This is a genomic window from Pseudomonas sp. MWU12-2319 (assembly GCF_023242525.1).
Classification (GTDB): Bacteria; Pseudomonadota; Gammaproteobacteria; order Pseudomonadales; family Pseudomonadaceae; genus Aquipseudomonas; species Aquipseudomonas gingeri_D.
Window position 1 is genome coordinate 89,466 of the sequence record NZ_JALJES010000008.1, and the last position, 26,099, is coordinate 115,564.

A 26,099-nucleotide genomic window follows, 5' to 3' on the forward strand; every position below is an offset into this window, starting at 1 on the left:
CCAGGCTCAATGGTTGTAAGCGCGCTCATTGTGCTCGGCCAGGTCCAGCCCCATCTCTTCCACCGACTCATCGGCGCGCAAACCGATCAACACCTTGATCACCTTGAGAATCACCCAACTGACGACAAAGCAGTAGGCCGTGGTCAGCGCCACCCCCTTGATCTGCGCCAGGACCTGCCCGCCCAGGGTCACGCCCTCCACCAGGCCGCCCATCGACGGCACGCAGAACACCCCGGTCAGCACCGCGCCGATCATGCCGCCGATGCCATGCAGTCCGAAGACATCGAGGCTGTCGTCATAGCCGAAACGTCGTTTCAGCACGGTCACACTCAGGTAGCAGAACACCCCGCACAACAAGCCGATGGCCAGGGCACCGCCGACGCCGACATAGGCGCAAGCCGGGGTGATCCCCACCAAACCGGCCAAGGCACCGCTGGCCAGGCCCAGGGCACTGGGTTTGCCGACCTTGAACCACTCGGTGAACATCCAGCCGAGAATACCGGCACAGGCGCCCAACTGGGTATTGAGCATGACGATGCCCGAGAGCCCGTTGAGACCGCCGCCGGAACCGATATTGAAACCGAACCAGCCGACCCAGAGCATCGCCGCGCCGGCCATGGTCAGGCTCAGGTTGTGCGCCGGCATCGGCTCGTTCTGATAACCCTTGCGCTTGCCGAGGATCAGGCACGCGGCCAGGGCGGCGACGCCGGCATTGATATGCACGGCGGTGCCGCCGGCAAAGTCGAGCACGCCCCAGTTGTGCATCAGGGCCCCGGACCCGCCCCAGACCATATGCGCCACCGGCGCGTAGACCAGGGTGAACCAGACCGCCATGAACAGCAGCGCCGCCGAGAACTTCATGCGCTCGGCAAAGGCCCCGGCAATCAGCGCCGGGGTGATGATGGCGAAGGTCATCTGGAAGGTCACGAACACCCCTTCCGGGATATCACCCACCAGGCTGTCGGGTTTCATTCCGGCCAGGAAGGCCCGGCCCAGGCCACCGACAAAGCTGTTGAAGGTCACCTGGCCGTCGATCATGCCGGTGGTGTCGACCACCATGCTGTAGCCGTAGATCACCCACAACACGCCGACCAGACCAGCGACACCGAAGCACTGGGTGAACAGCGAGAGCATGTTTTTTGCCCGGACCAGGCCGCCGTAGAACAGCGCCAGGCCCGGCAGGCACATGAACAGCACCAGCACCGCCGCGGTGATCATCCAGGCGGTGCTGCCGGTATTGAGGGTCGGGGTGTCGGCTGCTTGAGCCACGGGTGCTATCGCACCGAGGGCCAGCAGCAGTAAAAGGGATTTGCCAGGTAGACGATTGACCATTATTGAAGCTCCTGCAAAAAGAATGGGGATGTCTGGCAGCGAGCAATGTGAGAGTGGACGGGCCTCGGGGCCTCTTCGAATGATGAACGTGCAAATACCGCCTTCCCTGTCAGGGCCCGTCACGGCTGAGCACGCTCTCTGCAGGAGCCAGCTTGCTGGCGATGAGGCCGGTGAGCCTTGCATCGTCTGAGCGGCCGCTATCGCCAGCAAGCTGGCTCCTACAGGTTTTTCGGCGTGTTCAAGATTCCATTGGAGTCTTGGTTCAGTAGCCCGAACCCGGAATCCACGACGTGCCGGCCAGCGGCACCCGGGCCATGGCCGCCGATTCCACGGTCAGGGCCACCAGGTCCTCGGGATCGAGGTTATGCAGGTGCGACTTGCCACAGGCCCGCGCCATGGTCTGCGCCTCCAGCACCAGCACCCGCAGGTAGTTGGCCAGGCGCCGGCCGCCTTCCACCGGATCGAGGCGCTTGGACAGCTCCGGGTCCTGGGTGGTGATCCCCGCCGGGTCACGACCGTTCTGCCAGTCATCGTAAAAGCCGGCCGCCGAGCCGATCTTCTTCAATTCCTCGTCCAGGCGCGGGTGGTTGTCACCCAGGGCAATCAATGCCGCCGTGCCGATCGCCACCGCATCGGCCCCCAGCGCCATGGCCTTGGCCACATCGGCGCCGTTGCGAATCCCGCCCGAGACGATCAACTGCACCTTGCGATGCATGCCCATCTCCTGCAACGCCTGGACCGCCTGGGGAATCGCCGGCAGGATCGGAATCCCCACATGTTCGATAAACACTTCCTGGGTCGCCGCCGTGCCGCCCTGCATGCCATCGAGCACAATCACGTCGGCCCCGGCCTTGACCGCCAGCTTGACGTCGTAATACGGCCGGCTGGCGCCGATCTTCACGTAGATCGGTTTTTCCCAATCGGTGATTTCCCGCAACTCGGCAATCTTGATCGCCAGGTCGTCCGGGCCGGTCCAGTCCGGGTGCCGACAGGCGCTGCGCTGGTCGACGCCGATCGGCAGCGTGCGCATGCCCGCTACGCGCTCGGTGACTTTCATCCCCAGCAGCATGCCGCCACCGCCCGGCTTGGCGCCCTGCCCCAGGACGATCTCGATGGCGTCGGCCTTGCGCAGATCATCCGGGTTCATGCCATAACGGGACGGCAGGTATTGATAGACCAGGTGCTGCGATTGCCCGCGCTCTTCCGGGGTCATGCCGCCGTCACCGGTGGTGGTGCTGGTGCCGGCAATGGTCGCGCCACGGCCAAGGGCTTCCTTGGCATTGGCCGACAGCGCGCCGAAGCTCATGCCGGCAATGGTCACCGGAATCTTCAGGTGAATCGGCTTCTTGGCGAAGCGGTTGCCGAGAATCACATCGGTCCCGCACTTCTCCCGGTAGCCTTCCAGCGGGTAGCGCGAGACGCTGGCACCGAGCAGCAGCAAGTCATCGAAGTGCGGCAGCTTGCGCTTGGTGCCGCCACCCCGGATGTCATAGATACCGGTCTCGGCGGCACGCTGGATTTCCTGGATGGTCAGGCGGTCGAAGGTGGCGGATTCACGCAGCACCGGAGTAGCGGCTTTTGGGTTAACAGGGTCGCTCATGGCAGTTCTCCTCGCGCGGATCAGTACGCGGACGCGTTATCGACTTTGAAGTTGTACAACTGACGGGCCGAGCCATAGCGCTTGAAGCTGGCGGGGGACTCGTCGAAACCGGCGCGGTTGAGCAGTTCCTGCAACTCTTCCAGGTGCTCGGCGCGCATCTCTTTCTCGACGCAATCCGACCCCAGGGACTGCACGCTGCCTTTGACGTAGATACGGGTTTCGTAGAGCGAATCGCCCAGGGCATCGCCGGCATCGCCACACACCACCAGGCGCCCGGCCTGGCCCATGAAGCAGCTCATATGGCCGATGCTGCCGCCGACCACGATATCAATGCCCTTCATCGAGATCCCGCAACGGGCCCCGGCATCACCCTCGATCACCAGCAGACCGCCATGGGCCGTGGCTCCGGCCGCCTGGGAGGCGCTGCCCTTGATCCGGACCATGCCGGACATCATGTTCTCCGCCACACCGACACCGGCATTGCCGTGCACGGTGATGCTCGCCTTCTGGTTCATGCCCGCGCAGTAGTAACCGGCATGGCCCTGGATATCGATGGACACCGCCTGGTTCACCCCCACCGCGAGGTTGTGCTTGCCGTTGGAATGGGTCACCACCCATTCACGGTCCTCTAGCTGATGGACCTGGTCATGCAGCGCCTGGTTGAGGTCGCGCACCGAGGCCGTGGAAAGATCGATGGTTTTCATGCAGGCACTCCTTAAGCTGATTCGCGTTCCCAGAGGTACAGGGTGGCCGGTGCCGGCTCCCAGACCTTGGCGTGTTCGATACCCGGCAGGCTCGACAGGGCCTGGTATTCCGAGGCCATGGCCACGTAGTCGTCGGTTTCGGCGATAATCGCCGGCTTGCACGCCACCGGATCGCGGATCACCGCGAAGCCGTTGCGGGTGCCGATGGCGAAGGTGAAGAAGCCATCGAGGTCGCGCAGTGAATGGTCCAGCGCCTGCTTCAGCGAGTCGCCCTGTTGCAGGCGCCAGGTCAGGTAACCGGCGGCCACTTCGGTGTCGTTGTCGGTCTCGAAATGAATGCCTTCGCGCTTGAGTTCCTGGCGCAGACGGAAGTGGTTGGACAGCGAGCCGTTGTGCACCAGGCACAGGTCCGCGCCAGTGGAGAACGGGTGACTGCCTTCCAGGGTCACCGCGCTTTCGGTGGCCATGCGGGTATGCCCGATAATGTGGCTGCCCTGCATGCCGGCCAGGCCGAAACGCCGGGAAATCTCCAGCGGCAGGCCCATGCCCTTGAGAATTTCGATGCTCTGTCCGACGCTCATGATCCGCACCGACGGCGCCAGCTCATTGAGCAGCGCCCGTACCGGGGCTTCACTGGCCTGGATTTTCAGCACCACGGCACTGGCGTTCTGAAACCAGTCCAGGGAGCAGCCCAGGCGCCCTTCCAGCTCGGCCATCAGTGGTTGCCAGTCGAAACCCTCAGTGGTCGCCTGCAAGGTCAGTTTGAGCCAGCCGTCGGCCACTTCATCACCGTAGATGGCAAAGCCGGCGCTGTCCGGGCCACGGTCGGTCATGGCCAGCAACATCGGCTCGAACAACTGGCCGAGCCGGGCTTCCAGCTGCGGATTTTTCAGGTAAAGCCCTACGATCCCACACATATCAAGTCTCCCTCGAAGACGCAGGACGCCCGGTTTGACCCCGACCGCCCGAATGGTTGTTGAAGCGGTCGGTCAGAAGAATTCGGTGTAGCGCTGGATTTCCCAGTCGGAGACATGGCGGCTGTATTCCACCCACTCCATGCGCTTGAGCTTGATGAACTCACCGACGATTTGCGGGCCCATGACCTCGGCGAACAGCGGGTCGGCTTCGAGGGCGTCGGTGGCTTCCTTGAGCGATTGCGGCAAGGTCTTGATGCCCCGGGCAGCGATCTGCTCCAGGCTCAGGCTGTAGAGGTTTTCGTTGCAGACATGCTCGACTTCCAGTTGCCGGTCGATGCCGTCCAGGCCTGCGGCGATGATCGCGGCGCTGACCAGGTAGGGGTTGCAGCCGGCATCCGGCAGGCGGAATTCGAGGCGTCCGTAAGGCACGCGGACCATCGCCGAGCGGTTGTTGGCGCCGAAGGCGATAAAGGCCGGGGCCCAGGTCGCGCCGGACAGGGAGTTACCCACCACCAGGCGCTTGTAGGAGTTCACCGTCGGCGCGGCGAAGGCACACAGCGCCGGGCCATGGGCGAGCAGGCCGGCGGCGAAGTGATAGGCCAGCTTCGACAGGCCCATGCCGCTCGGGTCGCTGGCGTCATGGAACAGGTTCTTGTTCTCGGCGCTGGCGATCGACAGGTGAAAGTGCATGCCGTTGCCGGCCCGCTTCGGGTCGGGCTTGGGCATGAACGAGCAGATCATGCCCAGGTCGTTGGCAATCTCGCCGGCGGCCATGCGGAAGAAGGTGAAGCGATCGGCCGAGGTCAGGGCATCGCTGTAGGTGTAGTTGATCTCGAACTGGCCGTTGGCGTCTTCGTGGTCGATCTGGTAAACCTCGAAATCCACCGCTTGCAGCGCCTCGGTCAGGTGCTCGAGAAACACCCGGGAACGCGACAGGCCCTTGTAGTCGTAGCAGGGCTTGTCGAGGTTGTCGCTGGCGTCGACCGCTTGCAGCTTGCCCTCGGCGTCACGGCGGAACAGGCTGAATTCCGGCTCCAGGCCAGTGTTGAGGGTCCAACCCTTGTCCTGCAGGCGCTGGACCTGTTGTTGCAGGACATAGCGGCTGTCATAGGGATGCGGCTGGCCGTCGACATGCCCGACACAGACCACGCGGCCATACCCCGGCTGCCAGGGCACCGGCGTCAGGGTCGACAGATCGCCACGGGCCATGAAGTCCGGACCGTGGGGCTCCATGCCCATGCCGCAGATGGCGAAACCGGCAAATCCGGCCCCTTCTTCCGCCACCGTCTTGAGTCCGCACACCGGCACCGATTTGGTTTTTGCCGCGCCATGGATATCGACAAATTGCGCAAGCACGTACTTGATCCCGTGCTTGTCGATAAGGCGCTGGGTTTCTGCTGGCAACATGGGGTCTTCACTCCTCGTGAAAAGGCAAAGCGCTAGGGATGGAGTTGACGCTCTCAACCTTCTTTATTCCGCAGAAGAAAGTTAATTTCTCTTCAGGAATGCAAAGCCCTTGCCAAGTCCCGCCATGCCGAAATGCGACATCAGTGACCGCGCATTTGTGCTGTATATATGGGAAAATTGTTTTCCTTGTGGGAATACACCGCAGCGGCGGACCACACAGGTTGCCGCCTTGCACTTTCTCAGTGCGAAACTAATATTATTGAACAGAAACCGTGCAGGTCCCGATGAATATGCCGAACGAGCTCGAACCCCGCCTCAAGCTGGAGCAGTACCTGGGCATGCAGATCAAGCGCCAGCGCCTGGCCCAGGACCTGAAGCTGTCCGATGTGGCGAAGATCGCCGGCATCAGCCAGGGCATGTTGAGCAAGATCGAAAACGCCCAGGTGTCCACCAGCCTCGATACCCTGAGCCGCCTGTGCGACGTGCTCGGGCTGCCGATGTCCAAGCTGTTCAGCCAGTACGACCAGCAAGGTGGCAGTGCCCTGCTGGTCAAGGCCGACCAGGGCATGGAGGTGGTGCGCCGGGGCACGGAGAAAGGCCACACCTACCACCTGCTCAACCATACCCGCGGGCCGAAGAAGAGCTTCGAGGCGTATATGGTCAGCATGGATGACGCCAGCGAGGAGTTTCCGACCTTCTCCCATCCCGGCACCGAGTTCCTGCATCTGCTCGAAGGCGAGTTGATCTACCGCCACGGCAATCAGCTGTACCGCATGGAAGCCGGTGACAGCCTGACCTTCGAAGGCGAAGTGCCCCACGGTCCCGAGCAATTGGTGCAGGTGCCGATCCGCCTGCTGTCGATCATGAACTACGGCAACGGCAACGAATAAACCCGCCCCTCGCGCACGACGGCCAGAAACGCTGTCGTGCCGCCTGATATTTCCCACCAGTTAAAAAACTTTCAGAAACCTCTGGACGTCCCCCGCGCATTTCCCCTATAAAGCCGCTATTGGGAATATTTTATTCCCCATAAGAAAATACGCTTCATCCATGAAGCTGGCTTCACCGTTGTTTTTTATCGCCCTGCGATGAGCTGCCGCCACCCTCCCGAGGACGCGTCATGCAACACGACAAAAACCATTTCATCATCAAGATCAGCTGTCCGGCGGTGTCCGGGATCGTCGCCGCCGTCACCACTTACCTGGCGGACAACGGTTGCTACATCGGGGAGATGGCGCAATTCGACGACGAGTTCAGCGGCAAGTTTTTCATGCGTGCGGTGTTCCGCTTCAACGACGGCCTGCCCGCCGATATCGAGACGCTCAAGGCCGGCTTCGCCGACGTGGCCAAGGCCTTCGACATGGCCTGGGAGCTGCACGATACGCGCCAGCCCATGCGCGTGCTGCTGATGGTGAGCAAGTTCGACCATTGCCTCACCGACCTGCTCTACCGCTACCACAAGGGCGAGATGGACATGACCATCACCGCCATCGTCTCCAATCACCTGGACCTGCGGCCCATGGCCGAGCGCGAAGGCATCCGCTTCATCTACCTGCCGGTGACCCAGGACACCAAGGCCCGCCAGGAAGCCGAGTTGATGACCATCATCGACGACACCCGCACCGACCTGGTGGTCCTGGCGCGCTACATGCAGATCCTCTCAGACGACCTGTGCCGGCAGCTCTCGGGCCGGGCGATCAATATCCACCATTCGTTCCTGCCCGGTTTCAAGGGTGCCAAGCCCTATCACCAGGCTTACCAGCGCGGGGTGAAACTGATTGGCGCCACCGCCCACTACGTCACCAGCGACCTGGACGAAGGTCCGATCATCGAGCAGGAAGTACAACGGGTCGACCACGTGTACCGCCCCGATGACCTGGTGGCGACCGGTCGCGACACCGAAACCGTGGCCCTGTCCAAGGCGGTCAAGTACCACCTGGAGCACCGGGTTTTCCTCAACCAGGACAGAACGGTGATCTTCCGGTGAACACACCCCGACTGATAGATGGCAAGGCCGCTTCGGCGCGGGTCCTGGAACAAGTGCGTCGTGAAGTCGGCGAGCTGCTCGCCCAGGCGGTGCAACCGGCGCTGGCAGTGATCCTGGTGGGCGGCGACCCGGCCAGCCAGGTCTATGTGCGCAACAAGATCCTGCGCGCCGATGAGGTGGGGATTCGCTCCCAGGAGCATCGCCTGCCCGGCGACACCAGCACCGAGCAGTTGCTGAACCTGATCAAGGGCCTCAACGACGATCCCTCGATCAACGGCATCCTCCTGCAACTCCCGCTGCCGGCGCAGATCGACGAACTGCGGGCCCTGGAAGCCATCGACCCGCGCAAGGACGTGGACGGTTTCCACAGTGAAAACGTCGGCGGCCTGAGCCAGGGCCGCGACGTGCTCGCCCCTTGCACTCCCAGCGGCTGCCTGCACCTGCTGGAACAAACCTGCGGCGATCTGCGCGGCAAGCATGCGGTGGTGGTCGGCCGCTCGAATATCGTCGGCAAACCCATGGCGGCTTTGCTGCTCAAGGCCGATTGCTCGGTCACCGTGCTCCACTCCCGTAGCCGTGATGCCCAGGCGCTGTGCCGCCAGGCCGATATCGTGATTGCCGCCGTCGGCCGCGCCGGCCTGATCGACGCCAGCTGGCTGAAACCGGGAGCGGTGGTGATCGATGTGGGGATCAATCGGATTGATACCGGGAATGGCAGCCGCCTGGTCGGCGATGTCGATTTCGCCAACGCCCTGCCCCAGGTCTCGGCGATTACCCCGGTCCCCGGCGGCGTCGGCCCGATGACCATCGCCTTCCTGATGAAAAACACCGTGATCGCCGCCCGCCAGCAACACCAGGCGCAACGCAACCAATCGGAGGCCGTATGCCATTCAATCTATTGAAATACGGACTGAGCGCCGAATACCCGGTGGACGTCGACCTGCCGCCGCCCTGCGAGCTCAAGCCGTCCTATGACGTGGTGATCATCGGCGCCGGCGGCCATGGCCTGGCCACCGCCTACTACCTGTCACGCTACCACGGCATCAACAATATCGCCGTGCTGGAGAAGGCCTACCTGGGCGGCGGCAACACCGCGCGCAATACCGCGGTGATCCGCTCCAACTACCTCACCAGCGAAGGCGTGCGCTTCTATGCCGAGTCGGTGAAGCTGTTCCAGAACCTCTCCAACGAATTCGACTTCAACATCATGTACTCGGAGCGCGGCCAACTGACCCTGGCCCACACCGATGCGACGGTGCGCTCGTTCCGCCAGCGCGCCGAGGTCAACAAGCACTTCGGCGGCCGCACGGAAATGATCGACCGCCAGCAGATTCGCGAGCTGGTGCCCAGCCTCAATCTCGACCCCGGCCATCTGCCGGTGATCGCCGGGCTCTGGCATATCGACGGCGCCACCGCGCGGCATGACTCGGTGGCCTGGGGCTACGCCAAGCAAGCGGCCAAGCGCGGGGTGGAGATTCATCAGCTCACCGAGGTCCAGGACCTGGTGATAGAGAACGGCCGGATCCGCGCGCTGAAAACCAATCGCGGCACCCTGCAGTGTGGCTGCGTGGTCCAGGCCATCGCCGGGCACAGTTCGCTGTTGATGGCCAAGGCCGGGATCCGTTCGCCGATCCAGACCTTTCCCTTGCAGGCCATGGTGACCCAGCCGTTCAAGCCCTTCCTCGATCCGCTGGTGAGCTCCTCGGCGCTGCATTGCTATGTGCAGCAGACCAGTCGCGGCGAAGTGGTGTTCGGGGGGGGCTCGGACCCCTACCCGCTGTTCAACAGCCGTTCGACCCTGGACCTGAAGGAAAGCCTGCTGGCCCATGCCATCGAGATGTTCCCGTTCCTGGCCAACGCCAAGCTGATGCGCCAGTGGGCCGGGATCACCGACATGACCCCGGACTACAGCCCGATCATGGGCCTGTCGCCGGTGGAAAATTACTACCTGGACGCCGGCTGGGGCACCTGGGGCTTCAAGGCCACGCCGATCTGCGGCAAGACCATGGCCGAGCTGGTTGCCAGCGGCGGCCGGGTGCCGGAGCTGATCAAGCCCTTCGGTCTCGAGCGTTTCAGCACCTTCCAGCAAGTCAACGAAATGGGCGCCACGGCGGCCAGCCACTAATGGAGAGCGGACTGTGAAAATCATCAATTGCCCGCTCAACGGGCCGCGCAATATCAGTGAGTTCACCTACGGCGGCGAGTTCAAGCCGATGCCGGACCCGGGCACCTGCAGCGATGCCGAGTGGGCGGACTATGTCTTCAACAGCGAAAACCGCGCCGGGGTGGTCCGCGAGTGGTGGATGCACACGCCTTCCAGCTACTGGTTCCTGGCCGAGCGCCACACCGTCAGCGACGAGATCATCCGCACCTTCGATGCCAGGGAACTGTTCAGTTCACGGCTCGACTTCAATGCCCCTCAGTCCCGGGAGATCGCCGGATGAACAGTTTCAACCGCCTGCCCGCCCCCATGGGTTTGCTGATCGACCGCGACCAGCCGCTGGACTTCAGCTTTGACGGCAAGGCCTACCAGGGTTTCAAGGGCGACAGCATCGCCAGCGCCCTGCTCGCCAATGGCCGTTTCCTGCTCTCGCGCTCCTTCAAGTACCACCGCCCCCGTGGCCCGCTGACCATGGCCGGCCAGGACGCCAACAGCCTGGTGCAGTTGCCTCGCGAGCCGAATGTGCTGGCCGATGCTTATCCACTGGAAGCCGGCCTTGAGGTCCAGGGACAGAATTTCAACGGTTCCCTGGATAACGACCGCGATGCCTACCTCGGCAAGTTCTCCAAATTCATGCCGGTGGGCTTCTATTACCGCTCGTTCTACAAGCCCAAGGGCATGTGGAAAGTCTGGGAGCCGATCATTCGCAAGAAAGCCGGCCTGGGCGTGCTCGACCTGAAGTTCCAGCCCGAGTACTACGACAAGGCCTACCTGTTCACCGACCTGGCGGTGATCGGCGCCGGGCCCGCCGGGTTGCAGGCGGCCTTGACCGCCGCCAACTGCGGGGCCCAGGTGCTGTTGATCGAACAGCAACCGGTGCTCGGCGGCGCCCTCGCTTACGCGCGTTTCGATATCGCCGGCAGCCGTGCCGAGCACCTGCGCCGGGAACTGCTGGAGGCGGTCCTTGGCCACGCCAATATCCGCGTGCTGAGCGATGCCACCTGCAATGCCTGGTTCACCGACAATTACCTGCCGGTGATCCAGGGCAAGCGGATGTACAAGGTCCGCGCCCGCCAGTGCCTGGTGTGCAGCGGCGCGTTCGACCAGCCGGTGATTTTCCGCAACAACGACCTGCCCGGCGTCATGCTGTGCAGCGCCGCGCAACGCCTGATGAAGCTCTACGCGGTCAAGCCGGGCAAACGCGCGGTGGTGTTGACCGGCAACGATGACGGCTACTACACCGCCCTCGACCTGCACGACCAGGGGGTCGAGGTGGCCGCGCTGGTAGACCTGCGCAATAGCGCCGACCCGGCCCTGTCCCGCGCCCTGGAGCAACGCAAGATCCCCCACCTGACCGGTAGCACGGTCTATGAAGCCCTGCACGAAAAGGGCATGCGCCACGTCAACGGTGTGGAGGTGCGCACCATCAGCGGCCAGGGCCAGGTCAGCGACAGCGGCCTGCGCCTGGACTGCGACCTGCTGTGCATGTCCGCCGGCTATATGCCTGTTTACCAGCTGCTTTGCCAGGCCGGCGGCAAGCTGGCCTACGACGACCAGAAGGCCGAATTCAACCTCAGCGGCCTGCCGGCCAACCTCGCTGTCGCCGGTTCCGCCAATGGCCGTCATGGCCTGGACAACGTTCTCGCCGACGGTGCCAATGCAGGGCTCGACGCGGCCAGGGCCCTGGGGCTGAGCGTCGGCGCCGAGCGGGCGAACTACGCCCGGGAAAACCCGGTGAATTTCGACTGGCCGATTTTCCCGCACCCCAAGGGCAAGGACTTCGTCGACTTCGACGAGGACCTGCAGGTGCGCGATATCATCAACGCGACCAAAATCGGCTACCGCGACGTGCAACTGGTCAAACGTTATTCGACCGTGGGCATGGGACCGTCCCAGGGCCGCCATTCGGCCTTGCCCACCGCACGCCTGGTCGCGGCCTCGACCCAGCGCAATATCAGCGAAACCGGCGTCACCACGGCCCGACCGCCGTTTGTCGCGGAAAAGCTGGCCCACGTCGCCGGCCGCGCCTTCGATCCTTACCGGCAGACCCCGATGCACCGCCGTCACCTGGAGGCCGGTGCGAAAATGATGCCGGCCGGCATCTGGCAACGCCCGGCGTTCTACGGCAAGGCCGAAGACCGCGAGCGCTGCATGCAGGAAGAAGCCCGCCACGTACGCAGCAAGGTCGGCCTGATCGACGTCTCGACCCTTGGCGGCCTCGATATCCGTGGACCGGATGCGGCCGAGTTGCTGAACCGGATGTACACCTTCGCCTTTCTCAAGCAACCGGTGGGCCGCTCGCGTTATGCGCTGATGACCAACGAACAGGGCGCGGTAATCGACGACGGCGTCTGCGCGCGTTTCGCCGAGGAGCATTTCTACGTCACCGCCACCACCAGCGGCGTCGACCGAATCTACCAGCAGATGCTCAAGTGGAATGCCCAGTGGCGCCTGGACGTGGACATCGCCAACGTCACCGCCGCCCTTTGCGCGGTCAACGTCGCCGGACCCGATTCGCGCAAGGTCCTGGAACAGCTCTGCCCGGACCTCGACCTGAGCGCCGACGGTTTCCCGTACCTGGCGGTGCGCCAGGGCACGGTCGCGGGGATCAAGGCACGGTTGCTGCGGGTCGGTTTCGTCGGCGAGCTGGGCTATGAAATCCACGTGCCGGCCCGCCATGGCCTGGCGCTCTGGGATGCCCTGGTCAGTGCCGGCCAGGCCCACGACATCCGGCCCTTCGGCGTCGAGACCCAGCGTCTGCTGCGCCTGGAAAAAGGCCACGTGATCATCAGCCAGGACACCGACGGCATGACCCATCCGGCGGAGATCGACATGGGCTGGGCGGTCAGTCGCAGCAAACCGTTCTTCGTCGGTCGGCGCTCGCTGGACATCCTCGAAGCCCAGCCGCTCAAGCGCAAACTGGTGGGTTTCACCCTGCCCAAGGGCAGCCCGCAACCGCTGGAGGGCCATCTGGTGCTCGACGGTGCGGACATCAGCGGCAACGTCACCTCCTGCGAGTATTCCGCAAGCCTTGGCCGAATCATCGGCCTGGCCTATGCCGGGGCCCGCCAGAGCGAGCCGGGGCAACAGATTCCGATCCGCGTCGAAGGCGCGATCGTGGTCATGGCCACCGTGGTGAAACTACCTTTCTTCGATCCCGAAAACCTGCGTCAGGGGCTTTGACTCATGTCCATTTTCGCCACGCATGACCCCATCGTGACTGCCTTGCCAAGCCACACCCTGAGCGACTTGACCGACCTGCCGCGGGTCGGCTTTCGCGGCCGCGACAGCGCCCAGGCGCTAAAGGCCAGCGGTTTCAGCCTGCCGGATCGACCCAACCGTAGCGTCACCCAGGAAGATGGCAGCCAGGTCATCAGCCTGTCGGCCAGCGAGTACCTGCTGCTGGGCAGTCCCCGGGACCATGGCTTGCGAATCGCCGATGAAGAAGCCCGCTGGGAACTCGACCATCAGGCCAACTACTTGCTACCACGCCAGGACAGCCATGCCTGGCTGCAACTGAGTGGCGAACGGGTGCCCGAGGTGATGGCAAAGATCTGCGGGGTCGACCTGCGTCCGCAGGCCTTCGGGCCGGGGTCGGTGGCGCAGACCTCGGCGGCGCGGATCAACGTCATCGTGATCAATCCCCAGGTAGCCGAGGTCGCGACCTTGCATATCCTCTTCGACCGGGCATCACTCAGCTATTTTCGCGGGGCGTTGCTCGATGCCCTGGCGGAATTCGGGGTGCAGGGCTAGCAACAGCCTTCGGCAGAAGGCTGGCGTGAACGGCGGGTGACGCGTTTGACAGCCGGTGGTGGGTACGAACCTAGTTCATGCCACCGGCAAAAGCCCTGCGCCCGGCCTTCATCTCGGTGCGCAATTCGCCGATGAAATTGGCAATCGAACGGATGCTGGTGAAGCCGCTGGTGGATACGCCATTGAGCTGCAGATCCACGCGACCCGAAATCGGATCGAAGATCTTGATCATCAAGGCACCGCTGGCATTCACCGTGCAGGTGCAGGACAGCGGAAGAAAGCCGGATTCAATGATCTGGCAGAGCTCTGCTTCTGGAATCATGCTGTTCATCCTTGATGATCAGTCCGGGTAGTGCTTGACGGGACCAGCATAGACCGTTTTTTTCAAACGCAAGACTCTGCGCGAGCAGATCGCTCAAGGGACTGTGATGCCTGTCACAGACAGGCACCCATCCTGCCGCGCCATCCGACGAATTGCACTCCCCCGCGACACATGGCCGATATGGCCTCGCGGCAGCACCTCTCAGCGCTGCTGCGAGGCAAAGCGGCCCTTCCCTGCCTGCTTCGCTTCGTACATTCGACTGTCCGCCTCACGCAACAGCTGTGTCGCGGATCTCGGATCATCGCGCCGGTACACCGCAATCCCGATACTCACCCCCACCTGCACGGTGGCCGCCCCGATCAGCACCGGCTCATTGATCAGTTGGATCAGTTTTTGCGCCAAATGCTCCGTGTCCTGGGTGCCGCCGAACTGGCCCTCCACCACGGCGGTAAATTCATCGCCCGCCAGCCGGAACACCGCATCCGTCTCCCGCAGGCAGGTCTTCAGCTTCTCGGCCACGATCTGCAGCAACAGGTCGCCGATTTCATGGCCAAAGGTATCGTTCACCGCCTTGAAACCATCCAGGTCAAGAAACAGCACCCCCAGGGGAACGCCGGTCCGGCGTGCCCTGGCCATTGCGTTGGGCAGGTATTCGAGCAAGGAGCGGCGGTTTGGCAATCCGGTCAGGGTATCGGTCAACGCCTCTTTCTCACGGCGCTCGGCCATGGCCTTGCGTTCGGTAATGTCGTGCAGGAAAACACTGAAAAACCGGTGCCCATCGATTGCGACCGGACTGATCCGCACCTCGACGGGAAAGACCGTGCCGTCACGCCGCAACGCCGATATCTCCAGGCGTTGGCGCAGCGCTTCATCATCACCGGTAGCCAGATACTGCCGCCACGCCGTCAGACGAGCCTCGCGCATGGCCGTGGGGATGACCAGTTTTTCCAGTGACTGGCCCAGCGCTTCATCACGGGACCAGCCGAAGGTCGTCTCGGCCATGCGGTTCCAGGCCCTTATGGCGCCGGCCTCATCGATACTCACGTAGGCATCGCTGGCGTGCTCCAGCACCGCCGACAGCTCCGCCTCACGCTGCCTGAGCTCGCGATCGGCCTGCAGCCGTTGCAGCATCGTATGGGAGAGCATTTCATTGGCCCGCTGCAACTCCGCGGTACGTTCCTCGACACGCTGCTCCAGCCCGTGCCGCAGCGCCTGCAGGGACGCCTCGGTTTCCTTGCGGCGCTGGATGTTCTGGACCGTTGCGATGTAGTACTCCAGGTCACCGTCCACCGACAGCAGCTTGGCCACATGCAGGTCGACCCAGACCGAGGAGCCGTCCTTGTGCCGGTACCTTTTCTCAAGCTGATAACGATCGATTTCGCCACGGTTCAACTGGCGCAACAGATTCAAGTCACTGTCCAGGTCGTCGGGGTGAGTGATGTCCTGGAAGCTCAGGGTCATGAGTTCGTCCGCGTCGTAACCGACGATGGAACAGAACGCACTGTTGAGGCTGAGGAAGCTCCCGTTGCCCGCGACCGCCGCAATGCCCGTGGGCGCCAGGGCAAAGGCGGTTTTCAGGCGCGCTTCACTGGCCGCAAAGGCCGCCGCGGAGTGGGTGATATGGGAACGGGACAGCAACGCCGCCTCGCGCATCTGGAATTCCCGGCTGACCAGCCCGGCAAAGTCCTCCAGGATCTGCTGCGCCTCATCGGTGAAAACCCGGGCCTTGATATCTATCGCGCAGAGCGTACCCAGCGCATAGCCCTCGATGGAGCGGATCGGCGCGCCCGCATAGAAACGAATATGTGGAGCGCTGGTGACCAGCGGATTGGATGAAAACCGCGGATCATTCAGCGCATCCTGGACCACCATCGTATGCTCTTGCTCGATGGCAATGGTGCAGAAGGAAATATCCCTGGGTGTCTGCCGGATGTCCAACCCGACCCTGGACTTGAACCACTGGCGGTCGCTGTCGATCAGCGAAATCAGCGCAATGGGCATCCCGAGCGTGGCGGACAGCAACCGGGTCAGGCGATCAAAAACCGGCTCTGCCTCGGTGTCGAGCACCTCCAGAGCGCGCAACAGCTTTAAACGTCCAGCTTCGGTATGGGGCAAAATAGACGACCTCTCTCAGCTGACCCACCTGCGTTCTCCCTTCCATGTCGAGAATAGTGCAGCGATTCGCTCTGGGCGTGTGTTGGAGCCGCAGGCCACGGTCAGCACGGCTTGATGCTCACAGCATATGCCATTCTGGGTGGGCTTCAAGAAGGGGATGGTATTAGACTGGGCCGGGCGATGAGTGCGGGGCGCTTGTCAAATGATCAAAGGATGAGCGCAGTGAGCCGTACCAGACATATCAGCCTGATGGCGGACTACAACCAGTGGATGAACGCCAAGGTCTATGCGTCGGCCAAGACTTTGCCCGAAGAAGAGCTGGGCGCCGACAGGAAAGCCTTTTTCGGCTCGATTCTCGGGACGTTGAACCATCTGGCGGCCGGGGACAGGGTCTGGCTACAGCGATTCGCCCGGCACCCGGCGCAATACCTGGCCCTGGAGCCGATTCGACAACTGCCCACGCCCGAGCGCCTCGACCAGTTGCTGTTTCCCGGTTTCCAGGAGCTTGCGGTGCATCGGGCATGGCTTGATCAAATCATTGTCGAGTGGTCGGGCTCGGTGACAGAGTCGGACCTGGAGCATCCGCTCCACTACAAAAGCATGAAAGGCGTACCGGCTGACAAGAACTTCTATGGCCTGGTCATGCATTTTTTCAACCACCAGACCCATCACCGTGGGCAAGTGACCACCTTGCTGTCGCAGGCAGGTGTCGATGTCGGGAGTACGGATCTGGTGGGGCTTGTTCCGGACGAATTCCCCACATAATTGACGCCCGCTACCGTCCTGCCTTCCACGAAGGCGACGGGGCGTCCGACTCAGCGGTTCTTCGGCACCCTGCTAGGGCAAAGTGTCGCGCTTGGCGAAGATGCTTGCCATTTGCGCCGCGTTCTCGGTTCCCCAGGTACACAGCGGGACGATCGCATCAGCCAGACTGCGACCGAGCGGGGTCAGTGAGTAGTCCACGCGCGGCGGCACCTCCTTGTAGTCGGTCCTCGTTATGACCCGATCGGCTTCCAGATCCTTCAATTGCTGGATCAGCACCTTGTCGCTGACGCCTTGGGTCAAGCGCTTGAGCTCGCCGTAGCGCTTCGGGCCGCCGCGCAGGAAAAACAGGACCAGCGGTTTCCACTTGCCCGAGATGATACGCAGCGTGGCATTGAGCCCACAGCCGGTGTCGCAGATTTCAGAGGGTGTCGTCATTTTTTTTGGTACTTACCTAAAAGTGCATACTTGTCCTTAGGTTATCAGAACTGCATCCTTGGCCTCAAGCAAGCGGTTCCCTGCTTGCATACACAATGCTTAGGAAGGATGCACGTCATGACCAGACTGAATGGAAAGACCGCGGTAATCACCGGCGGCGCTACCGGCATCGGCCTCGCCGCTGCAAAGCGCTTCATCGAGGAAGGAGCCTTCGTCTTCATCTTCGGCCGCCGGCAGGAAGCGCTCGACGCCGCCGTGGCTGAGCTCGGGCCCAATGCCCGGGCGGTGAAGGGCTCGGTCTCGGATGAGGCTGACCTCGACCGACTCTACGCCGCGGTGAAGGCCGAGCGCGGAACCCTCGACATCGTCTTCGCCAATGCCGGGGCGGGAGGCCAGCTTCGGCTCGGCGAGATCACCGCCAAGCACATTGACGAAACCTTCGACACCAATGTGAAGGGTACGATCTTCACGGTCCAGAAGGCGCTGCCACTGATGGGCCAGGGCGGCTCGATCATCCTGACCGGATCGAGCGCCGGCACCACGGGCGCTCCGGCAATGAGCGCCTACAGCGCGAGCAAGGCGGCAGTGCGCAACCTCGCGCGGTCCTGGGCGGAGGATCTGAAGGGCACCGGTATCCGGGTAAACGTGCTGTCGCCCGGGGCGACTGCGACCGATCTCGCGAAGGAAGCGTTGGGCGAGGAAGGTATGAAGGTTTTCGCCTCGATGACGCCGCTTCTGCGCATGGCCGATCCAGCAGAGATCGGAGCGGCGGCCGCCTTTCTCGCCTCGTCGGACAGCAGCTTCATGACCGCCAGCGAGGTCGCCGTCGACGGCGGCCTGGCCCAACTCTGACGCGCCAGGCCCGGCACGTCATTCGACTATTCGAAGCGCCGTCGGGCGTGGTAAATCCAAGGAGAATATATGAGTTATGCAATTATCGGCTTCGGCAATATCGGCCAGGCCCTGGCCAAGGCGTTTGCCCGCAGCGGCATCGAAGTATCCGTTGCAAGCACCCGCGACCCGAAAAGCTTTGCATCCGCCGCGGCCGCGATCGAACCGCAGATCATTCCCAAAACACTGGCGGAAGCGCTCAAGGCGGACATCGTCTTTTTGGCCGTCCGTTTTGAGTCGCATCCGGATGTCGCGAAGGCGCTGCCCAATTGGAAGGGCAAGACCATCATCGATGTGACCAATGCCTACGGCGTGTCCCCCGAGGAACTGGGAGGCCAACCTTCTTCCAGGGTCGTCGCGCAGGCCTTCACGGGTGCAGGACTGGTCAGGTACTCCCGGGGAAGATACATCCCCCATTGCGGACCAGCGCCTTCACCTCTTCGCCCACCTCCCGTGGGCTTTGGCTCAACCGAGCAATGAACGCCTTGCGGTGCCGCACATACGACTTCGAATCGTGTTTCGCGCTCCAAAGGACGATGTTAAGCACGATGGGGATGAGGTCCAGGCCCTTCTCGGTCAGCGTGTAGAAGTCCTTGCGCCCGTCGTCGGGGCTGGGCGCCCTCGAGAGAATGCCTTGCTCCTCAAGAAAGGCGAGGCGGGAAGCCAGGACATTGGTCGCAATTCCCTCTTCCGATTTCCGGAACTCGCCATATGTCTTCTTGCCCACAAAAACGATGTCGCGAATGATCAAGAGCGACCATCGGTCGCCGAAAATCTCCACACCGTAGTTCACTGCGCAATGGGACCGAATGTCTTCTTTACAGGTCGTTTTCATGTCCGGATCTTACATTGCTTGCATGAGGCAAGTAAATTCCGGCATATCACTTGCTTTTTATAAGTCATGTGAGCAGCATGATTTGTACTTCGAGCGCAGGCGCCGGGTCGCGCCGACGGCAGCCGTATCAGCCCGTCTTTCAACACGATGCCCTTGAGCACCGCCGACCCATTCGGGGAACATCGTCAGGTCGCCTACACCGGGGCCGACGGTATCTGCGCGAGGATTGTAAGCACAGGCCAGGCACTTGATATCGATGTTTTTCCGCACACTGAAATGATTGTGATCCACGCCGGCAACGTCCTGCTGCAATCCCGAGGCCAGACGCTGAAACTGCGCGTCGGCGTCTGGGACTCGACACCGTACGAACGCCAGGGTCGAGCGCACAAACTCAATGAACTGGTGCACCTGATTGAAGGCAGTGTGACCTTGCAGGGCCCCGAAGGTACGAGCCTGACGGTCAACACCGGTGACACGGTGTTCGTACCGCAAGGTACGCCGTGTGCGTGGAAAAGCACTCGCTACGTGCGCAAGTTCTATGCGGTGAAATAGACCCGGGGCGCAATGTACCCTGTCCGAAGTCCGGGCCTCGGACATGCGAATACCGTATACATGAAAAAAATGGCAGAACGCTATAAAGGTTCTGCTGTCTGGATAAGCGAGTTCAACACCAATTTTATTTCAGAAGCCGGATCCTTATGTCCTTGCAGTATCAAACCTTCCGACAGAGCGGTGAAGGTCCGGGCAAGAGCGGCATGGTCAAGAGGAGGTTTCTTGCCGGCATGGTTGAATATAATGGTAATCAGCTTGCCCAGCGCCTCACTGTTTTCCTGATGCAAATCGTAGTAATGCTTCGAGAACGCCTCATCGCGCAAGGCGATCAGTTGCAGTTCGGCATCAAGAATCGCACAATTGGTATTATTCTTAAGCGTGTCAATATACGCATTCAATCCATGGGCCAGTTCTTCCGATGAATAGCCGGCAGCCAGGGTAGCACTCAACCGATCGATTTCAACTCGCTTGAACCGCTGAGTCAATTGCAGAAGCAAATCCGATTTGCTTGCAAAGTTTGAAAAAAAGGCCCCTTTGGAAAAACCGGCCTCCTCGGAAATAGCGTTGACGCTGGCGGCGTGAAAGCCCTTGCTGATCATAAGATCAGTGGCCGTGTCGAACAACTTGTCTCTGGTTACTTGCTGACTTTCCTCTCGCCCCATTCTCTTTTTCATCACGCCTTCGGCTCCTTTGGCCAAATAAAAAAACACCTATTTGTAACTAAATGTAAAGATCGCCGTTTACCGCAAAAAACAATGTCAACTATCATATATTACACCCACCCTTTCAATCGTTTTAAATTTAATTTTCAAGGTGGCCCATCTACACACCATGTATCGGGGCAACGAAAAGAGACCGCAAGATGGCCTGTACCCGCGAGTTTTCGCCGCTATCGCAAACATTGGCGACTCATGAAAACGCCTCGACTCCGATAGCTTCAAGATGCCTTGGTATCCACCTGACACGCTCTCCCTGTCCGATCGAGTCGGTGAGGCTGCCTTGTGACTTTCCTGTACAGAACCCCGTGGAGAAATATTTGCGGGACGCCCTCAAGCCCCTCGATCCGGGCGAATAGCCGTGACCGGCGGAGCGCTTGAGCCCTGGATTGCCGTGTTTCACATCAGATTCAGGTGTCGACCTTGCGGAGCCAAGCAAATACCGCTTGATCTTCAGATACCGTATGGTTTTTAATTGCGCCGTTGACGCCCCCAGCACCCGATCGGAGCATCGAGTCCGGTGGCATCAATCTCAATACAGCAGCAGATGACCCTACAGGAGCTGGATTTTAATGGAATATGCCTTTGTCACAGGTGCTACTGGCCTGCTCGGAAATAATCTGGTTCATGCGCTTTTAAAACGAAATATCAAGGTAAAAGCGCTGGTCCGTTCCGTAGAAAAAGCCAAGAAACAATTCGGCAATCTGCCTGTCGAGTTTGTCCAAGGCGACATGCTCAATGTCGACGCCTTCAGCCATGCCCTGCGAGGCTGCGACGCCTTGTTTCATACGGCTGCCTATTTCCGCGACAGTTACAAAGGCGGAAAGCACTGGCAAAAACTGCATGACACCAATGTGACCGGAACCGAGCGCTTATTGCAGGCCGCTTATGCCGCCGGCATTCGTCGTGCCGTTCATACCTCCTCCATTGCCGTGCTGAAGGGCAATCGAGATCAAGTGATCGATGAAACCATGTCTCGCAGTGAACAGGAGGCTGACGACTACTACCTGAGTAAAATACTGTCCGAGCAAAAAGTTCAAGCATTCCTGTCACAACACCCGGACATGTTTGTCGCCATGGTATTACCCGGCTGGATGTTTGGTCCCGGCGATATAGGCCCCACCTCATCAGGACAGTTCCTGCTCGACTTTGTTGGACAGAAATTGCCGGGGGTGCTCCCTGGAAGCTTTTCCGTTGTCGACGCCAGGGATGTGGCGGAACATCAACTCGCAGCCCTCACACATGGCCGATCCGGAGAGCGCTATCTGGCAGCCGGCAATCATATGGACATGAACAGTATTTTCCAGGTGCTGTCCCGTGTCAGCGGCGTAAAAGCGCCGGAGCGCAAAGTTCCATTGTTCATGCTGCGCTTTATTGCCTTGATGTATGAAGGCTATTATCGGATTACAAAAAAACCGGTACTCATCAGCACCTCCACGGTCAAACTCATGGAGCAAGAGCAAGGGCGGACCCATTTCAGCCATCAGAAAAGCTCAGAGGAACTGGCGTGCAAGTTCCGCCCCGTCGCTGAAACACTGTTCGATACCCTGGACTGGTATCGTAAAAATAACTACATAGATGCCTGACTGAAACAGTTCATCTGTCACCTGCCTCTGCAGTGCTTTTTGTCTAGTTAAAAATTCAAGGATTGAGAGAGGTTGGTCAATGAAAAATCTTTTATGCAAAGAAGGTTTTCTGCATCGCTTCGTCGGTTTTTCAGAGTCTTTTCCCGACCAGATTGCCATCCGTCATCTGGACGCGGAAGAAGATACCGTCACTTACCGTGGCTTGCGAATCAAGGCTGAAGAGTGCAAGGGTGCCCTCAAGGCCCTGGATGTATTGCCGGGCGATAAAGTAGCGCTGGTTCTACCCAATGGCGTGGAATTCATCGCTTATTATCTGGCGATCATCGGCAGCGGGGCAATTCCGGTCATCCTCAACTACAAACTGACGTCATTCGAAATGACCAGCGTCATCAGCAGCGCCAGGCCGACGCTGGTCGTCACCACCGAAACCCTGTTCGAGCAACATCGCGAGCTATTCCAGCCAGCCTACGGCGTTCGTCACTCCTTGGTGTTGAACGCCGGGAGGGAGCCGTCATCGCCCTTGCCCGACAACGCAACGGCCGACTCTCGACTGCCTCGACACGGCGAGCCCTTGTTACTGCCCGAGGGCAATCCGATAGTCTCGGTACAGTTCACTTACCGGGGTATCGGTAGGCCTCTGGCCGTTTCTCACCGCTACCTTGACCTGACGCAATCGAGCGATGGGCTGCATGAGCAGTTTCATCCTCAAGGCATCGGCTCGGTTCATCTGGTGACGCTGCCGCTGTATGCCATCTTCGGACTGTCCGTGATGATGGTTTTTCCATTAAGCGTGGGCGCCACCCTGCTCATGACCAACACCCTGCTCAACAGGGATCTGGCAGAAGTCCTGTCTGAGCATAAGGTCAGCTTTGCCTGCCTGGTGCCCGACGTCATTCGCTACTTCAATACGCGACTGGCCAAACGCAAAGGCGCGCTTTTGCCAATGCACCCTCAACTGATGATTTATTCGGGTGGCAGCCATCTGCCGGCAGACGAAGCCGAGAAACTGGGCAGGCTGCTGGGATGCAATCCGGTACTACAAGGCTATGGATTGACCGAGAGCATGCCGGTGATTGTCCAAAGCTCGATTGGCAAGGTCCACCGCGGCGCCATGGGACAACCGATCAGCGGTGTGGAACTGCGGGTCGTCGATGCCCAGGGCCGGGATGTCGTACCCGGACGTATTGGCGAACTGCTGATACGCGGCTCGATGGTGATCGACGGCTATAACGACGCAGAGGAGGCCAATGCCCGGTTCTTCCGTGAGGGCTGGTTACACACGGGGGATCTGGTCTGGCGGGACGACGATGGACATGTGTTCTTCTATTGCCAACGCCTGCGAATCTCGAAGATCAAAGCGCAAATGGTCGACCTGACGGAAATCGAGTCCGTCGCCCTGAAGCACCCCGGCGTGGTCCGCGCGAAGGCCTTCATCGTCCCTGACAATAAAGAGGTCAACGTATTGCACCTGTGCGTTGAAGGGCACGGCGACCTGACCCAGAACACTGTCTCCACCCTGCTCGCGCGCGACCTCTCGGGCTTCAAGCTGCCCAGAACCATCGAGATTATCTCTCTCAAGGAAGAGACCCATGCAAGCTGATAGCACACAACCGGTACTGGCCGTTTTCGACTTTGACGGCACATTGACCGACAGGCATACCTTCTGGCGCTACATGCGTTTTATCGTTGGAACCCGATCGTTCTGGCTCCGGATCATTCCCCTGCTGCCCAAAATGCTCAGTGTGATCCTGGGAATCACACCGCTGATGCAAGCCCGACTGGCGTTCATTGCCTGTTACCTGGGCGGCTTGTCAGTCGAGCAAGAGCGCGAGCATGCCAAGTATTTCATTACCGAACAGCTACCGCTCTGGCTCAGGCCCGAGGCCCTGCGCCGATTGCAATGGCATCAATCCATGGGGCATGTCACGGCGCTGGTCAGCAATTCGCCGGAGAACTATCTGATTCCCTGGGGCCAGGCGGCGGGTTTCGATTATGTGTGCGGTACCCGCCTGGCGACTGCAAAGAACAAGCTGACCGGTGGGATATCCGGCACCAACTGTGTTGAGAGAGAAAAAGTCACACGGCTGAAAGGCTGTTTGAGCAACCTTGATGACTTTTACATTTATGCCTACGGAGACTCATCAGGTGACGATGCCCTGCTCGGCATTGCCAACTCTCCCTTCTATAGAAACTGGTACTGACAGATGAACACGCTGAGCACTTTGGCCCCCAAGCACTCCAGGCAACCCGATAACACCCCTACCGCCATGATCGTAGGCGCAGGCCCTATCGGTCTGTCCCTGGCTATCATGCTGAAAAAATGGGGTGTCTCTTTTCGCATTATTGAAAAGAATGCCGGCCCTTCGACCGCAACCAAGGCAATGGCCATTCATTCCAGAACCCTGGAAATCTTTCGGGACCTGGGTGTTGCCGATCAAGTCATCGGTGACGGGTTCACGATCAACCAGTTTTCGGTGCAATCGAACAGCAAACGGGTGCTGAACTACAACTTCTCCTACCTGGATGCGACCTATCCCCTGCTCCTCAGCCTGCCACAACCGCAGACAGAGAAGATCCTGCTTGAACGACTGAACGCGTTGGGGGTAGAGGTCGAGTGGAATACCGAACTGGTCGATATAGAAAACCAGCCAGGATCCGTGCGGATGACACTTCATCATGCACAGGGCAGCGATGAAGCCTTTACCTGTCGCTGGGTGGTCGCGTGCGACGGTGCCCGCAGCAACATCAGAAAACGCCTTGACATGACCTTCGAAGGATCGTCCTACGATCGATTCTTCATGCTCGCCGATGCCGATATCGAGTGGTCTGGAAGCAAGGACGAAGGCGCTTTTTTCCTCGGCGCACAGGACGGTTATGTGGCGGTCGCGCCGATCAGCGCACCATCGCGTTATCGACTGTTCATCGAGATGCCCTACAACCTGCCGCCAGAAGGTGAGCGCCCCTCCCTGAGCCTGGAGAGCTTCCAGCGGTTGTGCGAAGGACGCGGGCAAAAAATGACGCTGTCCAATATTTCATCGACCACCATCGCCTCTTTTCAACACCGCCGCGTGCAGTCGCTGCAGCAAGGCTCAGTGTTCCTGGTGGGCGACTCGGCGCATATCGGCAGCCCGATCGGTGGGCAATGGATGAACCTGGGGGTTTCCGAGGCCTATAACCTGGCGTGGAAGATGGCCTATGTCGATCAGGGCCTGGCGGATCCGACATTGCTGGAGAGCTACAACGAAGAGCGCTACCCGGTAGCCCTGGAAGTCGAGAACACGGCACACCGACTGACCGGACTGATTACCGTCAAGCATCGCGCCCTGGTTTGGCTGCGCGACAATGTCCTGCCACTGCTGAGCAACCGGCGCAAGGTTCAGCGCAAGCTGCCCTCGATGATTTCCGGTCATCAGTACCACTATGGCAAAAGTGATTACATTCAAGAAGCGCTGACGAAAAAGCAGCGCAAGAACTGGGACAAAAAAGGGAAAAAACCCGAATTCCAGACATCCGTGCCTCGTGCAGGTCAACTGGCTCCCGATGTTGAGTTATGGCAACTGCAAGGCCGGTCGCCAAAACACTTGATCGACTTGTTCCACGGGACCTTCACGCTGTTGATTTTCAGCGCGGCCGATCAGTTTTCTCCCCTGTTACCGGGCTATTACTCGCTGGCCGAATCGGTGGAAAAAGACTACCCGGGCATCAAGGCTTATTGCGTTATCGATGCCCTCAATAGCGCTGAGCTGCCTGCCTGGCACTCGACGTTGCTGGACCCCGATTGGCGGCTGCACAAGCGTTACCATGCCAAGGCGGGCACGTTGATGCTGATCCGTCCTGATGGCTACATCGCTTTCCAGGGGGTCGATGCAATAACGCTCTTCACGTATCTGAGCGCAAGATCCGGCCTGCTCAAGGGCGCAAAAAAAACAACATCGTCCATGATCGACGCAGTGGAACTCCAACTTTAAGTCTCTCTATGACTACTGTCAGTTTGGTTAATTGATTCACACCAGGCCCAGCC

The 26,099-nt window shown here is 60.5% G+C and carries 25 protein-coding genes; 15 read left to right on the forward strand and 10 right to left on the reverse strand.

Annotated features, from left to right (window positions below; translation table 11 throughout):
- Window positions 1–6: 6 nt before the first annotated feature.
- From M5C01_RS15145 to glnT, 5 genes are all read right to left on the reverse strand, one after another.
- Window positions 7–1,332, reverse strand: coding sequence for an ammonium transporter (locus M5C01_RS15145; RefSeq protein ID WP_152739467.1), 1,326 nt, complete (start codon window positions 1,330–1,332; stop codon window positions 7–9).
- Between the two features lie 262 nt (window positions 1,333–1,594).
- On the reverse strand, window positions 1,595–2,932 hold the full coding sequence (locus M5C01_RS15150; protein ID WP_103495374.1) for an FMN-binding glutamate synthase family protein: 1,338 nt from the start codon (window positions 2,930–2,932) through the stop codon (window positions 1,595–1,597).
- A 20-nt stretch (window positions 2,933–2,952) separates the two neighbouring features.
- Complete coding sequence (locus tag M5C01_RS15155) at window positions 2,953–3,636, reverse strand: protein glxC (protein ID WP_103495373.1); 684 nt, start codon at window positions 3,634–3,636, stop codon at window positions 2,953–2,955.
- Window positions 3,637–3,647: 11 nt separating this feature from the next.
- Window positions 3,648–4,553: a glutamine amidotransferase family protein gene (locus M5C01_RS15160; RefSeq protein WP_152739468.1), complete on the reverse strand. Its 906-nt coding sequence runs from the start codon at window positions 4,551–4,553 to the stop codon at window positions 3,648–3,650.
- Between the two features lie 72 nt (window positions 4,554–4,625).
- Window positions 4,626–5,960 carry a type III glutamate--ammonia ligase gene (gene glnT / locus M5C01_RS15165; protein ID WP_103495371.1) on the reverse strand — a complete coding sequence of 445 codons (1,335 nt, stop codon included), beginning with the start codon at window positions 5,958–5,960 and terminating at the stop codon, window positions 4,626–4,628.
- A 290-nt stretch (window positions 5,961–6,250) separates the two neighbouring features.
- On the opposite strand from glnT, the gene M5C01_RS15170 reads away from it, so the two are divergent.
- The 7 genes from M5C01_RS15170 (at window position 6,251) to M5C01_RS15200 (ending at window position 13,861) form a co-directional block, all read left to right on the forward strand.
- Window positions 6,251–6,850, forward strand: a complete 600-nt coding sequence (locus M5C01_RS15170) for a helix-turn-helix domain-containing protein (protein ID WP_177098893.1) — start codon at window positions 6,251–6,253, stop codon at window positions 6,848–6,850.
- Window positions 6,851–7,080: 230 nt separating this feature from the next.
- Entirely contained in the window at window positions 7,081–7,947 is an 867-nt protein-coding gene (gene purU / locus M5C01_RS15175; protein WP_152739469.1) for a formyltetrahydrofolate deformylase, read from the forward strand.
- Window positions 7,944–8,849: a bifunctional methylenetetrahydrofolate dehydrogenase/methenyltetrahydrofolate cyclohydrolase FolD gene (gene folD / locus M5C01_RS15180; RefSeq protein WP_103497287.1), complete on the forward strand. Its 906-nt coding sequence runs from the start codon at window positions 7,944–7,946 to the stop codon at window positions 8,847–8,849. Before purU ends, folD begins: the two co-directional genes overlap by 4 nt.
- Window positions 8,831–10,072: an FAD-dependent oxidoreductase gene (locus M5C01_RS15185; RefSeq protein ID WP_152739470.1), complete on the forward strand. Its 1,242-nt coding sequence runs from the start codon at window positions 8,831–8,833 to the stop codon at window positions 10,070–10,072. Before folD ends, M5C01_RS15185 begins: the two co-directional genes overlap by 19 nt.
- A 13-nt stretch (window positions 10,073–10,085) precedes the next feature.
- Window positions 10,086–10,391, forward strand: a complete 306-nt coding sequence (locus M5C01_RS15190) for a sarcosine oxidase subunit delta (protein ID WP_103497285.1) — start codon at window positions 10,086–10,088, stop codon at window positions 10,389–10,391.
- Window positions 10,388–13,291 carry a 2Fe-2S iron-sulfur cluster-binding protein gene (locus tag M5C01_RS15195; protein ID WP_103497284.1) on the forward strand — a complete coding sequence of 968 codons (2,904 nt, stop codon included), beginning with the start codon at window positions 10,388–10,390 and terminating at the stop codon, window positions 13,289–13,291. The genes M5C01_RS15190 and M5C01_RS15195 overlap by 4 nt, the downstream gene beginning before the upstream one ends.
- Window positions 13,292–13,294: 3 nt before the next feature.
- Window positions 13,295–13,861: a sarcosine oxidase gene (locus M5C01_RS15200; protein ID WP_152739471.1), complete on the forward strand. Its 567-nt coding sequence runs from the start codon at window positions 13,295–13,297 to the stop codon at window positions 13,859–13,861.
- Window positions 13,862–13,931: 70 nt separating this feature from the next.
- Here M5C01_RS15200 and M5C01_RS15205 read toward each other — a convergent pair whose 3' ends face one another.
- The gene (locus tag M5C01_RS15205) at window positions 13,932–14,183 is read right to left on the reverse strand and encodes a DUF1652 domain-containing protein (RefSeq protein ID WP_103497282.1); all 252 of its coding nucleotides are present in this window, start codon (window positions 14,181–14,183) and stop codon (window positions 13,932–13,934) included.
- A gap of 201 nt (window positions 14,184–14,384) precedes the next feature.
- Window positions 14,385–16,298: a PAS domain S-box protein gene (locus tag M5C01_RS15210; protein WP_152739472.1), complete on the reverse strand. Its 1,914-nt coding sequence runs from the start codon at window positions 16,296–16,298 to the stop codon at window positions 14,385–14,387.
- A gap of 222 nt (window positions 16,299–16,520) precedes the next feature.
- Here M5C01_RS15210 and M5C01_RS15215 point away from each other — a divergent pair, with 222 nt between their 5' ends.
- Window positions 16,521–17,063, forward strand: coding sequence for a DinB family protein (locus tag M5C01_RS15215; protein ID WP_178129841.1), 543 nt, complete (start codon window positions 16,521–16,523; stop codon window positions 17,061–17,063).
- A 72-nt stretch (window positions 17,064–17,135) separates the two neighbouring features.
- On the opposite strand, the gene M5C01_RS15220 is transcribed toward M5C01_RS15215, so the two are convergent.
- Window positions 17,136–17,498 carry a helix-turn-helix domain-containing protein gene (locus M5C01_RS15220; protein WP_103497432.1) on the reverse strand — a complete coding sequence of 121 codons (363 nt, stop codon included), beginning with the start codon at window positions 17,496–17,498 and terminating at the stop codon, window positions 17,136–17,138.
- 117 nt (window positions 17,499–17,615) lie between these two features.
- On the opposite strand from M5C01_RS15220, the gene M5C01_RS15225 reads away from it, so the two are divergent.
- Window positions 17,616–18,350, forward strand: coding sequence for an SDR family oxidoreductase (locus tag M5C01_RS15225; protein ID WP_103497431.1), 735 nt, complete (start codon window positions 17,616–17,618; stop codon window positions 18,348–18,350).
- Between the two features lie 69 nt (window positions 18,351–18,419).
- Window positions 18,420–18,869 carry an NAD(P)-binding domain-containing protein gene (locus M5C01_RS15230; RefSeq protein WP_152739474.1) on the forward strand — a complete coding sequence of 150 codons (450 nt, stop codon included), beginning with the start codon at window positions 18,420–18,422 and terminating at the stop codon, window positions 18,867–18,869.
- Here M5C01_RS15230 and M5C01_RS15235 read toward each other — a convergent pair.
- On the reverse strand, window positions 18,775–19,224 hold the full coding sequence (locus tag M5C01_RS15235; RefSeq protein ID WP_152739475.1) for a helix-turn-helix domain-containing protein: 450 nt from the start codon (window positions 19,222–19,224) through the stop codon (window positions 18,775–18,777). The two genes, M5C01_RS15230 and M5C01_RS15235, sit on opposite strands and share 95 nt — an antisense overlap.
- 126 nt (window positions 19,225–19,350) lie before the next feature.
- Here M5C01_RS15235 and M5C01_RS15240 point away from each other — a divergent pair, with 126 nt between their 5' ends.
- Window positions 19,351–19,776, forward strand: a complete 426-nt coding sequence (locus M5C01_RS15240) for a cupin domain-containing protein (RefSeq protein ID WP_248764348.1) — start codon at window positions 19,351–19,353, stop codon at window positions 19,774–19,776.
- An 80-nt stretch (window positions 19,777–19,856) separates the two neighbouring features.
- Here M5C01_RS15240 and M5C01_RS15245 read toward each other — a convergent pair whose 3' ends face one another.
- Window positions 19,857–20,453 (reverse strand): TetR/AcrR family transcriptional regulator, encoded by a 597-nt coding sequence (locus M5C01_RS15245; protein WP_177098752.1) that lies wholly within the window; start codon window positions 20,451–20,453, stop codon window positions 19,857–19,859.
- 611 nt (window positions 20,454–21,064) lie between these two features.
- On the opposite strand from M5C01_RS15245, the gene M5C01_RS15250 reads away from it, so the two are divergent.
- The 4 genes from M5C01_RS15250 (at window position 21,065) to M5C01_RS15265 (ending at window position 26,046) form a co-directional block, all read left to right on the forward strand.
- Entirely contained in the window at window positions 21,065–22,078 is a 1,014-nt protein-coding gene (locus M5C01_RS15250; protein ID WP_152739478.1) for an SDR family oxidoreductase, read from the forward strand.
- A 79-nt stretch (window positions 22,079–22,157) separates the two neighbouring features.
- Entirely contained in the window at window positions 22,158–23,678 is a 1,521-nt protein-coding gene (locus M5C01_RS15255; protein WP_103496054.1) for a class I adenylate-forming enzyme family protein, read from the forward strand.
- Window positions 23,668–24,279 carry an HAD-IB family hydrolase gene (locus tag M5C01_RS15260; protein WP_152739479.1) on the forward strand — a complete coding sequence of 204 codons (612 nt, stop codon included), beginning with the start codon at window positions 23,668–23,670 and terminating at the stop codon, window positions 24,277–24,279. The genes M5C01_RS15255 and M5C01_RS15260 overlap by 11 nt, the downstream gene beginning before the upstream one ends.
- Window positions 24,280–24,282: 3 nt before the next feature.
- Entirely contained in the window at window positions 24,283–26,046 is a 1,764-nt protein-coding gene (locus tag M5C01_RS15265; protein ID WP_152739480.1) for an FAD-dependent monooxygenase, read from the forward strand.
- Window positions 26,047–26,099: the final 53 nt, after the last annotated feature.

Bases quoted from the DNA above. Each gene is read 5' to 3' on its own strand.
- M5C01_RS15145 (WP_152739467.1), bottom strand. From the start codon at position 1,332: ATGGTCAATCGTCTACCTGGCAAATCCCTTTTACTGCTGCTGGCCCTC.
- M5C01_RS15150 (WP_103495374.1), bottom strand. From the start codon at position 2,932: ATGAGCGACCCTGTTAACCCAAAAGCCGCTACTCCGGTGCTGCGTGAA.
- M5C01_RS15155 (WP_103495373.1), bottom strand. From the start codon at position 3,636: ATGAAAACCATCGATCTTTCCACGGCCTCGGTGCGCGACCTCAACCAG.
- M5C01_RS15160 (WP_152739468.1), bottom strand. From the start codon at position 4,553: ATGTGTGGGATCGTAGGGCTTTACCTGAAAAATCCGCAGCTGGAAGCC.
- glnT (WP_103495371.1), bottom strand. From the start codon at position 5,960: ATGTTGCCAGCAGAAACCCAGCGCCTTATCGACAAGCACGGGATCAAG.
- M5C01_RS15170 (WP_177098893.1), top strand. From the start codon at position 6,251: ATGCCGAACGAGCTCGAACCCCGCCTCAAGCTGGAGCAGTACCTGGGC.
- purU (WP_152739469.1), top strand. From the start codon at position 7,081: ATGCAACACGACAAAAACCATTTCATCATCAAGATCAGCTGTCCGGCG.
- M5C01_RS15185 (WP_152739470.1), top strand. From the start codon at position 8,831: ATGCCATTCAATCTATTGAAATACGGACTGAGCGCCGAATACCCGGTG.
- M5C01_RS15195 (WP_103497284.1), top strand. From the start codon at position 10,388: ATGAACAGTTTCAACCGCCTGCCCGCCCCCATGGGTTTGCTGATCGAC.
- M5C01_RS15200 (WP_152739471.1), top strand. From the start codon at position 13,295: ATGTCCATTTTCGCCACGCATGACCCCATCGTGACTGCCTTGCCAAGC.
- M5C01_RS15205 (WP_103497282.1), bottom strand. From the start codon at position 14,183: ATGATTCCAGAAGCAGAGCTCTGCCAGATCATTGAATCCGGCTTTCTT.
- M5C01_RS15220 (WP_103497432.1), bottom strand. From the start codon at position 17,498: ATGACGACACCCTCTGAAATCTGCGACACCGGCTGTGGGCTCAATGCC.
- M5C01_RS15225 (WP_103497431.1), top strand. From the start codon at position 17,616: ATGACCAGACTGAATGGAAAGACCGCGGTAATCACCGGCGGCGCTACC.
- M5C01_RS15230 (WP_152739474.1), top strand. From the start codon at position 18,420: ATGAGTTATGCAATTATCGGCTTCGGCAATATCGGCCAGGCCCTGGCC.
- M5C01_RS15235 (WP_152739475.1), bottom strand. From the start codon at position 19,224: ATGAAAACGACCTGTAAAGAAGACATTCGGTCCCATTGCGCAGTGAAC.
- M5C01_RS15250 (WP_152739478.1), top strand. From the start codon at position 21,065: ATGGAATATGCCTTTGTCACAGGTGCTACTGGCCTGCTCGGAAATAAT.
- M5C01_RS15255 (WP_103496054.1), top strand. From the start codon at position 22,158: ATGAAAAATCTTTTATGCAAAGAAGGTTTTCTGCATCGCTTCGTCGGT.
- M5C01_RS15260 (WP_152739479.1), top strand. From the start codon at position 23,668: ATGCAAGCTGATAGCACACAACCGGTACTGGCCGTTTTCGACTTTGAC.
- M5C01_RS15265 (WP_152739480.1), top strand. From the start codon at position 24,283: ATGAACACGCTGAGCACTTTGGCCCCCAAGCACTCCAGGCAACCCGAT.